This window comes from Bellilinea sp. (assembly GCF_034432615.1).
Taxonomy (GTDB): Bacteria; Chloroflexota; Anaerolineae; order Anaerolineales; family Anaerolineaceae; genus Bellilinea.
Genome location: NZ_DAOUBL010000274.1, coordinates 1 through 13,566, shown reverse-complemented (window position 1 = coordinate 13,566; position 13,566 = coordinate 1). Strand labels below are relative to the sequence as shown.

Genomic DNA, 13,566 nt, shown 5'->3' with positions numbered 1-13,566 from the left:
GGGCGGCGTTTCACCTCTGGCGAGGTGGGAGTTTCATGCGCTTTGGGCTTTATCTTGTTTTTGCCTGGACTGGTTTTTGGGGCGGTCATTGGCTGGGGAATCTGATTGGATGGGAATTTATAAAGGTAGGGCAATTGAATCTTGGGACAGCAACCATTGGAAGTATCATCGTTATGGGTATTGGATATTGGTTAAGCCTGGTGCAGGTTGAGCCAGAACGTAAGGCCGGGAAAAAATTGTGAGGGCACTTTGAGCTGGAATTTACACGGTACAACCGTCAACGATGGAGATCTAGCCCAATTGGTTGGGCTTCGCCATAAGAGTTTCATTGTAAGAGTAAAACAAGGCGGTGAGTTGCAGACTCATCGAGGGGTTGTTAAATTTGATGACATCATCGGTAAACCATGGGGCAGCCGAATCAGAAGTCACATGGGAAATCCCTTTTATGTATTGCAGCCTGCACTGGGAGACTTGCTTAAAGAATTACCTCGAAATACCCAAATCCTTTATCCAAAAGATATTGGTTTTATTCTTGTTCAAATGGGTATTGGAGAAGGACAGGTTGTTCTTGAGGCTGGTACGGGTTCGGGATCGTTGACTTCAGCAATGGCATTTGCGGTTGGCAGTCGGGGAAAAGTGATTACATATGAAGCCAGGGAAGAAATGCAAAAACTGGCACGAAAGAACATCAGTCGCCTGGGGCTTGAAGAACGGGTTGACTTTAAGTTAAGAGAACTGACTCAGGAGCAAGGATTTGATGAGGAGGGGGTGGATGCACTATTTCTTGATTTACCCAACCCCTATGATTACATTCATCATGCCCGAAAAGCACTGAAGATGGGCGGTTTTTTCGGTTGTATTCTGCCAACAGCCAATCAGGTATCAAAATTATTACTGGCATTGAGACAATTTGATTTTGCGTTTGTGGATGTTTGTGAAGTGTTGTTGCGTTATTACAAACCTGAACCGGACCGCCTTCGACCGGTTGACCGAATGGTTGCTCACACCGGATTTTTAATTTTTGCCCGTCCGGTTCTGATTGAAAATGGAGACGAGCAAATTAATGAACTGGAAGAAACTGACGAATTGGAAAATGATAGCGAAGACTGATTTGTTGGTGATTTGGCCCAAATGGAAATTTCATTAACAGCCGAAAAAATTAAAAGTTTGCTAAACTACAGGGCGGAACTTCCAAAAATAAATCCCACTGGTAAGGGAAAACAGGCGGCAGTCTTAGTGCCTTTGATCCTGGACCAAAATAAATGGAGCGTGCTGTTTACCCGCAGGTCCGAATCAGTTAATGATCATAAAGGGCAGGTTTCGTTCCCTGGCGGAGCAATTGAGCCTTCCGATGAGAGCCCAATTACGACTGCTTTGCGAGAAGCATATGAAGAAATCGGTTTGAAACCAGAGTATGTCCATGTTTTGGGTGCAATGCACCCCCACGAATCGGTAACCGGTTACACCATTTTTCCTGTCGTTGCACAGATCGAATGGCCTTTTGTTCTTCAAATAAATCCTCTAGAAGTTAGCAGGGTTTTTACGATCCCATTAGACTGGCTTATCCGCAAAGAAAATTATCACATTCGTGACTGGCTTTCACCTTTTGGTATTCGTCAGGGTGTTGTATTTTACAGACCCTATGATGGCGAGCAATTATGGGGGATTTCCGCTCGCATCCTGTTAGATTTACTGGAAAAACTTGGCTTGATCCCCAACCAAACCTAAGAATCGGATGGTTTCAGGAAAAACTCAAGCTCATTAGCCTTTACGGGCTTGCTGAAATGGAAGCCTTGAATCATGTCGCAGTGAAACTTTCTTAAGATGCTCAACTGTTGTTCGGTTTCAACACCTTCTGCGATGACACTCAAACCGAGACGATGTGCCATTTCGATCATGGATTGGATGATCAGGTCATTTTCTTTATGAATTCCAATTTGAGAGATGAAATTCTGGCCAATCTTGATGGTGTGAACGGGCAAGCGTTGAATTGTGCTCAAGGAAGAATAACCGGTTCCAAAATCATCAATCGAAATTTTTACACCCAATCCACGCAGTTCCCATAACATCGTTTCAAATTTCTCGAATTGAGAAAAATTTCGACTTTCGGTAATTTCAATGACCAATGAGGCGGGATCAAGTTGAGTTTGAAGAAGGGCATCTCGAACCATGGATGGCAGATCGGTCTGCTGAAATTGACGAGCCGAAAAATTTACCGAGACTTTCAGGTTTCTCATTCCAGCAGCTTGCCATTTTTTGAGCTGGGTACATGCCTCCCGCAAAACCCATTCTCCAATTGGCAGGATTAAACCGGTATCCTCGGCGAGGTCGATAAATTGATTGGGTAGAACTATACCATGTTGGGGGTGATTCCAACGGAGTAAGGCTTCAATATAAACCACCCTTTGTGTGAACGCATCTACAATGGGCTGATAATAGACAACCAGTTCACCTTTGGAAAGTGCCTGTCGTAAATTGGTTTCCAAATTCAACAAAGAGACAGCCTTTGCATGCATTATTTTGTCAAAAATCATATACCCATTCCCACCCTGGGCTTTTGCTTCGTACATGGCTGTATCGGCATCCCGCATCATGGCTTCGGGGGATTCTGTTTCGGGATTAGCCATGGCAACCCCAATGCTGCATGTGGTGAACACTTTATTTCCTTCAACAAGTACCGGACGATTGACTTCTCTTTGGATGCGGTTGATGATTTGAATGATTTCGTAGGGGTCGTGGAGGTCGCTGAGCAAGACAGCAAACTCATCACCGCCCAGACGAGCAATGGTATCTTCAGCCCGCAGACAATTATCCAATCTCTGGGCTATTTCAACAATCATCTGATCGCCTATCCGATGCCCCAGACTGTCATTTACGATTTTGAACCGATCCAAATCCAATAACAGAATGGCAAAGGTGGGTTGTTCATGTCGTTTTGAACGCTTAATTGCCTGGTCAAGCCTTTCGATGAAGAGGATGCGGTTCGGCAATCCGGTCAGTCTGTCGTAAAGTGCTTGATGAATCAGTTGATCCTCGTTGACCTTTTGACGGGTGATGTCAGTCAAAGAGCCGGCAATGCGGTGTGGATTTCCGAATTCGCCTTTAACCGCCATTCCGCGTGCTAAAACCCATCGGAATTCGCCATCGCTGTGACGAATGCGATGTTCGCACTCAAAGTGGGGAATCAAACCAGACAAATGAGCTTCTAAATTCGATTTTAAATTGGGGAGGTCATCCTGATGAACCCGGGTAAACCACTCTTCGGGCGAGTCAGAGATTTCCTCGGGAGAAAAACCGAGTAATTTTTTCCAGCGGGGCGAGTAATAAATGCGATTGGCGAGCAAGTCCCAATCCCAGATACCATCATTCGCTCCTTCGGAGGCCAGTTTGTATCTTTCTTCACTTATTTTCAAGGCAGTTTCCGAGGTTCGTTGTTGGGTTACATCGTTGAAAATACCAACAATATATTGAGGCTGCTGATTTTCATTCTTAATTAGCGAAGCTGAAATTTTCAAAATCAATTTACTTCCATGCGGAGTCATTGCCGTGAATTCATCTTCCAATGAATTAGCAGAAGCAATGATTTCATCGAAGTATCGAATAGCGCGTTTCTGATCTTCCGGGACGATAAATTCCAGGGCATTTTTTCCGATGATTTCATCCTTGGACTGAACTCCCAGCAAGGAGATTAAAGCCGAATTACAATCAATGAAGTTCCCGTTCAGATCGGTCAATACAATTGCATTCGGTGAATATTCAAAAATACTTTTGACTAGTTCGTGTTGCTTTCGCTGTTCCGTTTCTGATTGCTTAATCAGAATAGCATTGGCAAGATGTGGAGCAACGAAGGTCAGAAATTGCAGGTCTTCCTGAGTGTAGCGGACATCATGCTGATAACTTTGTACTGCCATTGCTCCAATAATTACTTGCCGGGCAAGGAGAGGTACCCCTAACCAGTCTATTGAAGGCGCGCCAATTGATTCTACTTCACCGGTTTTGATGAGTGCTTCGAAAATTTCTGGAGTCACCAGAAGCGGTGTTTTTCGACGAATTACATAATCAGTCAATCCTCTGCCAAGCGGCTGGGGTGGAGGAGGGGAATCAAATTCATCGACATAGTAGGGGAAAGAAATCTGGTTTTGATCAGGATTATAGAGCGCTACATAAAAGTTGCTGGCAGGCATAATTTGATTGATGATCTGATGGAATTCCACTAACAATTCCGATAGGTCTTTGCTGGACGCAACACTTTCGGAAATCTTGACGAGCGCCTCCTGCATTTTTTGCCACTTAAACTGCTGGGTTAGATCTTTTATGATTGCAATCGTTACCGTACCAAGATTTTTATCTTCAATATTTTTTAGTCGCATTTCAAGGTGGCAGTATTGTTTGCCGATTTTGAAATTTCTCAATCGGATAATGCTGCCGCTCCGAGAAGTAATCACATCACGACTAGAAGGAGCAAAGAAAAACAATCGCTCGAGGAGGTTTTCGTCAACCGATTCTCCAGAAAACAGATCAACTACTTTGTGATTAAAGCCAATGAGTTTTTTGTTGGATGGCGAAAAGATCAAAACAGCATCATCACTTACTTTTAGGAGCAGATCAATTAGGGTTGGGTACGGGCTTTGATGAGACATTTGTGAAAACCTAAAATATATATGATTTATGATGATTGTGAAGGTGCAAGGATTGTGCCGTAATTTAAGCGGTTTAATAAAAGAGCAGCACAAAAATGGATTTGTGCTGCTCCAATTCCCGACAAAAAGAAGTGTCAGTCTTCGATTTCCTCTTCTTCCTTCTTGCCCCGTTCAATTACTTCTGGCTCGGAAATTTCTTCAGATACTTCCTCTTCGCTGATTTCTGGCGCAGCGCCGGTAACAATGACGACAACCTCATCGGGCTCGTTTAGAATTTCAATACTGCTGGGTACATTCAAATCCCGCACAAAAACGGCGTCGCCAATTTTTGTCAAACCGGATATATCCACAACAAACTTATCCGGCAAGTCCTGCGGAAGAGCTTCAACCTCAACCTCATCCAATTCCTGTACGATGACACCATTGAAATCTTTTACGGCAGGAGAGGTTCCACTAAGTTCAATGCCTACACTTGTTCGGATTTTTTCAGTCAACGAAACGACCTGGAAATCCACATGCAGCAAGGTGCCTTTGATAAAATCACGTTGCTTTTCGCGAACCAGAGTGGCAAATTCTTTTCCATCCAAATTGATAGTAATCAATTGAGAAGAAGAAGCATGGGCGAGTACCCGACTGGCTTCACGTAACTCCATAAGAATTGGAGTGGAATCGATTTGATAGCCGTAAAGAATGCCGGGCAACTTGCCATCTCTTCGGAGTGCTCCGACTTTTTTGCCGGTCACCGATCGACGGGTTGCTTGAATTACGAGCTTTTCCATTTTTATTTCCATCCTCGAGCGCCTCTCACCTTTATCAGGTTACCCTCGCTCTATAAATTAGAATATTGTGTTAGACAACCGAGGGATTATTTTAGCCGTATGTTGGTGATCAGTCAAGGAAAATTCTATTCCTGACAATTCTAACGAAAGGGTATAAAGGTGTAAGGGATTTTTTTGAAAAATGGCGGAAATTTGTTCTTGACATATCCTATCAAAGGTGCTATAAAATTGCTATGTTTTTCCAGCCAATTACTAAGCGTAACCCAAAGAACCGAACCTGCCCACAGGGAGCGGTTTTTGGCGCTTAGTGTTCATGGTTAACTCCATCTTTTTCAAGAACTAAAAACCCTCCCAAACCGGGAGGGTTTTTTATAACCCAACCCCATTAATTCTGGAGGTGTGAAATTAACAAAAATATGTGATTGAAATTTGACAAAAAATATCATAATATAAATTATTCGACCAAAGGAGGCAGAAATGAGAAATCGATTATTAAGAATTGTTGTGATCAGCGTTGTTTTATTGGTCAGCGCATGTACGAGCCCTTCGGAAACGAACACACCCTCAACTGAAAGCGGAAATGTGACATCACCCGCGAGTCCGACCTCCCAAGCTGAAGGTTGTTTGGGTTCAGCAGAAACTGCAATTGTTGATTTGGGCTGCCGTAAAGTTACTATTGCCGTTGAAAACGCCTATCTTCCTTTCAACTATATCTCAATCCAAACGGGAGAACCGGGTGGATGGGATTACGATGCGTGGCGTGAAATATGTACCCGCTTGCATTGTGAGCCTGTTTTCGTTGAAGCCGCTTGGGATGGGATGATTCAGGCGGTTTCTGACGGCCAGTATGATGTTGCTGCGGATGGTATTACCAATACACCTGAACGGCAGAAAATTGTGGATTTTTCAATTGGTTATATCCAGATTCAACAACGGCTGCTAGTGCGCAAAGGGGAGAACCGCTTTTCAAGCATTGAGGAGTTTGCCCAGAACGATTCCCTGATTATGGGCACACAGGTCAGCACCACAAATTACGAAACTGCGGTTAAGTTTTTACCCGAATCACGGATCAAGGCTTTTGAACAATTTCCATTTGCCATTCAGGCCTTACTCGCTGGTGACGTGGATGCAGTTATCATTGATGAGATTGTTGGAATGGGTTATTCGGGTCAAAACGCAGAAAAGTTGGAATTGATCGGTCCTTCGATTTCCAGTGATGAGCTTGGGTTTGTTTTTCCAAAAGGCAGCGAACTGGTCGAGCCGGTAAATAAAGCCCTGGAATCCATGAAATTGGATGGCACCCTGGATGCTTTGAACGAAAAATATTTTGGACCATCGTTCAGCTTAACCGAAGAAGACATTAAATGATTCGGGATTTGGGGGCTTTGGCTGTTACCCCATTTGGGTGATGGCCAAAGCCCACGAGAGGAAACAGGTATGGCGGTGAAAGAAACTCTAGAAGCGAAACAACATATTGCTTCTCCGTCATTGGCTGGGACGGACTTTAAGGAAAAACTCCGTCTTTTCCCATGGTGGATTATTGGGTTGGTGGGTGTTTTTGTGTTAACAGCTCATCTCATTCTGACTCGCCCCAGTTATCAGGACGCTTTTAATTTTATCCGTGCTGGAATTGGGGTTACGGTTCAGACTACGCTGATTGCGTACGGGCTGGCATTAATTCTTGGTTTGTTGACCGGTTTGGGGCGCATTTCACATAATGTTGTGATTCAAAATTTAGGAACGTTATATGTGGAACTGATTCGTGGCGTACCAATGCTGGTGTTGATATTTTTTATTGCCTTTGTTGGTGTTCCTGCCGGGGTCAGTCTACTGAATCGCCTTGGTGAATGGTTTTTGCAGTTGGGATTACTTTTTATTGCCCAGCCGCTGATCCAGATTGAAAATAATGCCGTCCCCATGACTACCCGGGCTATCATTGCCCTCTCAGTGACCTACGGAGCATTTCAGGCGGAGATTTTCAGGGCTGGGATCCAATCCATCGGGCGCGGTCAGATGGAAGCGGCTCGCGCACAGGGGATGACTTACTGGCAGGCGATGCGCTATATCATATTACCGCAAGCAATTCGGAATGTTCTGCCGGCTCTTGGCAACGATTTCGTATCAATGCTGAAGGATTCGTCACTTGTTTCTGTACTGGCCGTGAGAGATATCACTCAAATTGCCAAATTATATGCCGGCAGGTCTTTTCAATATCAGGAGGCCTACGTAACGCTGGCTGTACTATATCTGATGATGACGGTGGTCTTGTCGGCTCTGGTCAAATGGCTGGAAAGAAGGGTGAGGCAAGATGAACGAAGCACATGAAATGATTCAGGTAATCAATCTTAGAAAAAGGTTTGGGCGTTTGGTGGCTTTAGATGGAGTTAATTTGACTGTTCGCAAAGGTCAGGTCATCGTCATTATTGGCCCAAGCGGCTCTGGAAAATCCACCTTGTTGAGATGCATTAATCATCTTGAAACGCCTACAGAAGGTGAAATATGGATTGAGCGGCAAAAGATTACCGGCAATCAAAAACAATTGAATTCTATTCGTTCGCAAATTGGAATGGTATTTCAGCACTTCAACCTTTACCCACATTTAACCGTTTTAGAGAATGTAACGCTGGCGCAAAGAATTGTGCGAAAAATTCCAAAATCCCAAGCCGAACGGATTGTTATGCAACACCTTGAACGAGTAGGAATTGCCGATAAAGCGCGTTCCTACCCAGCTCAACTTTCGGGCGGGCAGCAGCAACGGGTGGCAATTGCCCGCGCACTTGCTCAAGATCCGAAGATCATGTTGTTCGACGAGCCTACCAGTGCGCTTGACCCGGAAATGATTAAAGAGGTGCTGGATGTCATGCTGGCGCTGGCTGATGATGGGATAACCATGGTTGTTGTGACTCATGAAATGGGATTTGCCCGCGCAGCAGCAGATGAGATAATTTTTATGGATTACGGAAAAATTGTTGAACGGGCTACGCCGGAGAGGTTCTTTAATCAGCCGGCGCACGAGCGCAGCCGAGCATTTCTTTCACAAATCTTGAGTCATTAAGAATAGGAGGGGATGGATTCGAAATGAAAATCAGGGAGAAAATCCGAGAACAAATACCGCAATGGATGGAACGCATTCAGCGCTTGAAAAAGGATCATAGTGATTTTGTAGTCGGGGAAGTTACGATTGAGCAGATCCTGAGCGGTATTCGCGGCGTGCAAATCAGTATCAGCGATATTTCATATGTGGATCCCTATGAGGGAATTCGTTTGCGAGGTTATACAATCCCTCAAGTTTTGTCGTTATTACCCAAAGCGAAAAATTCTGAAATGCCGTTGGCAGGCGGGTTGTATTATTTGTTGTTGACGGGTGAATTACCCAATCGGGATGAAGCCGAAGAAGTCGAAGACATCTGGCGAAGCCGTTCGGATGTTCCGCAATATGTATGGGATGTCATTCGCGCAATGCCGCGTGAAACCCATCCAATGACGCTGTTCAGTCAGGCAATCATGGCGCTTCAGCCACAATCCCTTTTTGCAAAAGCCTACCTTGAGGGGCTGCCAAAGTCGCAATATTGGGAATATTATTTGGAGGACAGCCTGAACCTGACCGCAAAAATTCCGAAAATTGCTGCCTTTATTTTCTGCTGGAAGTATAAAAATGGGGAGATTGAATCGCCCGATCCAGATTTGGATTGGAGCGCCCGTTTTGCCCAAATGATTGGAAAAGGAGCGGACAGGCAATATCAGGAATTAATGCGTTTGTATTTGGTCATCCACTCCGATCACGAAGGAGCCAATGTCAGCGCACACACCTCTCATCTGGTCAGTTCAGCACTTTCGGATATCTACCTGTCTTCTGCTGCGGGTATGAACGGATTGGCGGGCCCTTTGCATGGACTTGCTAATCAGGAGTGTATTCGTTGGCTAATCAATGTGTATGAAGTCTTTGGAAGATTGCCTTCCGATGAGGAATTAGAAGGATATATTCGCACTCAATTATCTGCAGGATATGTGATTCCGGGTTATGGACATGCTGTTCTGCGGGTGACGGACCCGCGATTTACAGCTCAAATGGAGTTTGCGGAACGCTATCTACCCAACGATCCATTGTTTCAACTAGTCAAACAGGTTTACCGGTTAGCGCCTTCGATTTTGGGAGAGAATGGAAAAATCAAGAATCCCAGACCAAATGTGGATGCAATCAATGGTTGTCTGCAGTATTATTACGGAGTGCGGGAAGTTGATTTTTATACTGTTCTGTTTGGTGTGAGCCGTATACTTGGCTTGACTGCTCATGCAGTTTGGGCGCGCGCATTAGGTAAGCCGATCGAGCGTCCGAAGTCATTGACTACCCGTATGTTAGAAGAACGCGTAGGAATTATTCAAACCGAGCCGTAAAATTCAACGGTTAAACTTATCAGGCGAGGAAAAAAATGGAAGCTTTAACTTATCAAATGTATGACGGCAAAGTTGTATTGCGATTGCGGGGAAAGATTTGTGAGAATTCGGAAGAATTGTTGACAAGTTCTCTTTTTCGGGATGTGTTATGGGATTTTATTCGCAACTTGCAAAAAAGGGATTCCCGCTTTTTGAATATCTTCCCAAATCGTCAGGTTTCCGAAAAAGCGGTCACGGAGTTGATCGACACCTTTCGCTTTTTGGTCAAGTTACCGGCTGAGCTGGTGATCAAGGTGAATGAGCCAGCAAAAAAATTCTTAACAGACAAAGACCTCATATATGACTTTGTGGAGAATTTATATAATTACTGGCGCAGTCTGCACCGGGTTCTGATCTGTGATCGAACCCTGGATGAGATGGACCGGCGTCCTTACAGGACTTTTGCAGAAACGGTGGAACGCTTAATGCATGTGGTGCGGAGTACCTACCGGGACATTCAAGAAAACATTACCGGCACTCACCCGCGTGTGTATCGGCAGGTCAGCGCTGGGGTTGAAATTGGAGCGATTGCTTTGCCGGCGCCTATACCTTATCCGAACGGCGATTATGCAGCTTTAAAAAATATATCTCTTATCCGACAAATCATGATTTATCCGCCGATGATTTTTAACTCACCTTCCAATAAGAGAAAGGGAATCTTCGAGCGTGTGAATTTCAATCCGGTGCGAGGATTGCATCTGGATCCAGAAGAATGGGTGTGTTACCCGGCTAAAGTGGGTGATCTGATTATTATGATTTATTTTTCAATGCGCTTTTTTGAATTGGGTTTCTCGCTGTGTAATCTCTTTGAGCTAGCGGAGAGCGATCAAATTCTTCAACAACCAGATGCAGTTTATTTGTTTGGCGTTCCGGAGATTCCTGGTTTATTGGAAGGACAAAGTCAGACCATCTTTTATGACGATGAAGAAAATCACATGCTGGTGGCTGCTATACCATATCGTGAGGAATTTGGCTATTTCGGCTATCTCAAAAAGATGGTACTTACCCTTCACAATATCATTGTGATGAAGAGAGGGCGGCTGCCATATCATGGGGCTTATTTCCATATTCGGATGCGCACGGGTAAAGAATCAAATGTTCTGATCATTGGTGATACAGGCGCCGGTAAATCTGAAACGTTGGAGGCTTTGCGTCAAATTGCAGGAGACGATGTGGAAGAATTAATTCCCATTGCGGATGATATGGGTTCCCTCCAGATTGATCCAAACGGGAAGGTGTTGGGGTATGGAACCGAGATTGGCGCATTTGTTCGGCTGGATGACCTGCAATCCGGCTATGCATGGGGACAAATTGACCGAACGATCATCATGAACCCGGATCAGACGAATGCCCGGGTGGTCATTCCGATTACCACCTATGATGAGGTAATGCGCGGCTATCCTGTTGATATTCTGTTGTACGCCAATAACTACGAAGTCGTTGATCAGGATTACCCGATTATCCGCCGTTTTGAAAATGCCCAAGATGCCCTCGAAGTCTTCCGTTCCGGGGCTGTGATGAGCAAAGGAACCACCAACACCAAAGGACTGGTGCACAGTTACTTCGCCAATATCTTTGGCCCACCCCAATATCAGGATTTACATGAGGAGCTGGCTGTTTGTTATTTCGATCAGTTGTTTAAGCAGAATGTTTTTGTTGGAGAATTGAGAACGCAATTGGGTGTGCCCGGTAAGGAACATGAAGGGCCCATTCTGGCTGCCCGCGCCTTGTTGGACCTGATCTCGTAATACCCGAACAAGAATGAATTATCAACGCGTCGTGATAAAAGTAGGATCTTCTACCCTGACAGCTGGGGGAAGGCACATTTCACTCCCGCGGGTTGTGGATCTTGTCAAGGCGCTCTGTCAGTTGAAGCAGAGCGGTGTGCAGGTTTTACTGGTTTCTTCGGGAGCAATTGTTGCAGGCAGAGAGGCATTGGGTTTCCCAGAATTACCAAAATTTATTCCTGCCAAACAAATGCTGGCTGCAATTGGACAACCCCGTCTGATGGAGATGTACGAGCGCTTTTTTGCCATTTATGAGGAAAAGGTGGCGCAGGTATTGCTTACAAGAGCAGATTTAACTGACAGAAGACGTTACTTGAACGCCCGCAGCACCCTCGAAGCATTACTCAGCCAATCGGTAATTCCCATAATCAATGAAAACGACACCGTAGCAACCGAGGAGATCCGCTTTGGAGATAACGATAACCTCTCTGCCCAGGTAGCCAGCCTGATTGAGGCGGATTTACTCATTTTACTGACTGACCAGGATGGCGTATATGATCAAGATCCGCGGCAAAATCCACAGGCTAATCTCTATCATCGAGTGGACAGTAGTGAAATACCGTCTTCCATGTGGGCGGCAGCCGGCGGAAGTGTAAGTGGAGTTGGCACGGGTGGAATGCTTACCAAACTTCAGGCCGCAGATCTGGCAAGGCGATCGGGTTGTGCGGTAGTGATTGCATCGGGTACCGATCCATTTAATATTATGCGTATAGCCAATAACGAATCAACAGGTACATTTTTTTCACCTATTTCCAATAAAATCGAAGCAAGAAAACGTTACATATTGACTGCCGGAAGGCGCAACGGGCAGATCTTTATAGATGCGGGTGCAGAAAAAGCGCTTTTACGGGGAAGAAGTTTGCTGCCGATTGGTATTACCGGCGTAGCAGGGGATTTTGAGCGAGGGGATGCGGTTGAAATTGTATGCGGGCACGAAAAACTGGTCGCAATGGGCATCACTAATTACACGGCGCGAGATTTGGGGCAATTGATTGGACGTCAATCTTTTGAAATCGAGTCCATTTTAGGGTATACCTATGGAGATGAGGTTGTCCATCGAAATAATCTGGTGATGATTCAATCTGCCGAGAGGAATTGTGATGATTGACTTAAGTGTAATTGGAAGAAATGCCAAAACCAGTGCAAGATCTCTTTCGATAGCTTCTTCCCGCCAACGAAATGATGTTTTGCTGGAAATTGGTCAATTGCTAATAGAAAACGAGGCGAAAATTTTAGCAGCCAATGCCAGAGATGTTGAAAGCGCTTCGCAGCAGAAACTTTCCGAAGCGATGATTGACCGTTTATTGATCACACCTTCACGGCTGCGTGGAATGGCAGCCGATATTCAAAAGATTGTAGAGCTACCCGATCCAATCGGTGAGGTTTTTGAACAACAAACGTTGCCAAACGGACTGAGGGTTCACAAACAACGTGTTCCCATAGGAGTATTGGGGGTTATTTATGAATCCAGACCAAATGTAACTATAGATGTATCCTGCCTGGCGCTGAAATCTGGAAATGCGGTTATATTAAGAGGAGGTAGTGAAACGATCGAAAGTAACCGAACGCTCGTGGAAATCATTCAGCAAGCGTTAGACCGGCATCGTTTGCCACTTCATTCAGTTCAATTTATTGACAGCCCTGAGCGCCGCTATGTCCTAGACTTGCTTAAATTACATACTTATGTGGACTTAATTATTCCACGCGGTGGTGCAAAACTACATCAATTTTGCAAGGAGAATAGTCAGATACCGGTAATCACCGGTGGTGTCGGAATTTGTCACTTGTTTGTGGATGAAACTGCCAATATTGAAAAAGCGGTTGAAGTAATTTACAATGCCAAAGTGCAGAGACCGACAGTGTGTAATGCCCTGGACACTTTACTGGTGCATCACAAGGTGGCTGAAAATCTTTTACCCAAGGTAT

General features: G+C 44.9%; 12 protein-coding genes. 10 read left to right on the top strand and 2 right to left on the bottom strand.

Going from position 1 to position 13,566, the window contains the following annotated elements:
- The first annotated feature begins 35 nt into the window (after positions 1-35).
- Genes VAE48_RS12170 through VAE48_RS12160 form a run of 3 tightly spaced genes read left to right on the top strand, consistent with a single transcriptional unit; the run spans position 36 to position 1,728 of the window.
- Positions 36-242 carry a hypothetical protein gene (locus VAE48_RS12170; protein WP_322793596.1) on the top strand — a complete coding sequence of 69 codons (207 nt, stop codon included), beginning with the start codon at positions 36-38 and terminating at the stop codon, positions 240-242.
- Between the two features lie 7 nt (positions 243-249).
- Positions 250-1,110: a tRNA (adenine-N1)-methyltransferase gene (locus VAE48_RS12165; protein ID WP_322793595.1), complete on the top strand. Its 861-nt coding sequence runs from the start codon at positions 250-252 to the stop codon at positions 1,108-1,110.
- A 21-nt stretch (positions 1,111-1,131) separates the two neighbouring features.
- Positions 1,132-1,728, top strand: a complete 597-nt coding sequence (locus VAE48_RS12160) for a CoA pyrophosphatase (protein ID WP_322793594.1) — start codon at positions 1,132-1,134, stop codon at positions 1,726-1,728.
- Here the strand turns inward: VAE48_RS12160 and VAE48_RS12155 are convergent.
- Entirely contained in the window at positions 1,725-4,640 is a 2,916-nt protein-coding gene (locus VAE48_RS12155; RefSeq protein WP_322793593.1) for an EAL domain-containing protein, read from the bottom strand. The genes VAE48_RS12160 and VAE48_RS12155 overlap by 4 nt on opposite strands.
- Before the next feature lie 134 nt (positions 4,641-4,774).
- Complete coding sequence (locus tag VAE48_RS12150) at positions 4,775-5,419, bottom strand: 50S ribosomal protein L25 (protein ID WP_322793592.1); 645 nt, start codon at positions 5,417-5,419, stop codon at positions 4,775-4,777.
- A gap of 477 nt (positions 5,420-5,896) precedes the next feature.
- Here VAE48_RS12150 and VAE48_RS12145 point away from each other — a divergent pair, with 477 nt between their 5' ends.
- The 7 genes from VAE48_RS12145 to VAE48_RS12115 form a co-directional block, all read left to right on the top strand.
- Positions 5,897-6,787, top strand: coding sequence for an ABC transporter substrate-binding protein (locus tag VAE48_RS12145; RefSeq protein ID WP_322793591.1), 891 nt, complete (start codon positions 5,897-5,899; stop codon positions 6,785-6,787).
- A 69-nt stretch (positions 6,788-6,856) separates the two neighbouring features.
- Positions 6,857-7,744: an amino acid ABC transporter permease gene (locus VAE48_RS12140; RefSeq protein WP_322793590.1), complete on the top strand. Its 888-nt coding sequence runs from the start codon at positions 6,857-6,859 to the stop codon at positions 7,742-7,744.
- Position 7,745: 1 nt separating this feature from the next.
- Positions 7,746-8,474, top strand: a complete 729-nt coding sequence (locus VAE48_RS12135) for an amino acid ABC transporter ATP-binding protein (protein ID WP_322793589.1) — start codon at positions 7,746-7,748, stop codon at positions 8,472-8,474.
- A 23-nt stretch (positions 8,475-8,497) separates the two neighbouring features.
- The gene (locus VAE48_RS12130) at positions 8,498-9,814 is read left to right on the top strand and encodes a citrate (Si)-synthase (protein WP_322793588.1); all 1,317 of its coding nucleotides are present in this window, start codon (positions 8,498-8,500) and stop codon (positions 9,812-9,814) included.
- A gap of 35 nt (positions 9,815-9,849) precedes the next feature.
- Positions 9,850-11,601, top strand: a complete 1,752-nt coding sequence (locus VAE48_RS12125) for a hypothetical protein (protein ID WP_322793587.1) — start codon at positions 9,850-9,852, stop codon at positions 11,599-11,601.
- A 13-nt stretch (positions 11,602-11,614) separates the two neighbouring features.
- Entirely contained in the window at positions 11,615-12,748 is a 1,134-nt protein-coding gene (gene proB / locus VAE48_RS12120) for a glutamate 5-kinase (protein WP_322793586.1), read from the top strand.
- Positions 12,741-13,566, top strand: an 826-nt coding sequence (locus tag VAE48_RS12115; protein ID WP_322793585.1) for a glutamate-5-semialdehyde dehydrogenase, incomplete at its 3' end; no start/stop codon positions are given. The genes proB and VAE48_RS12115, both read left to right, overlap by 8 nt.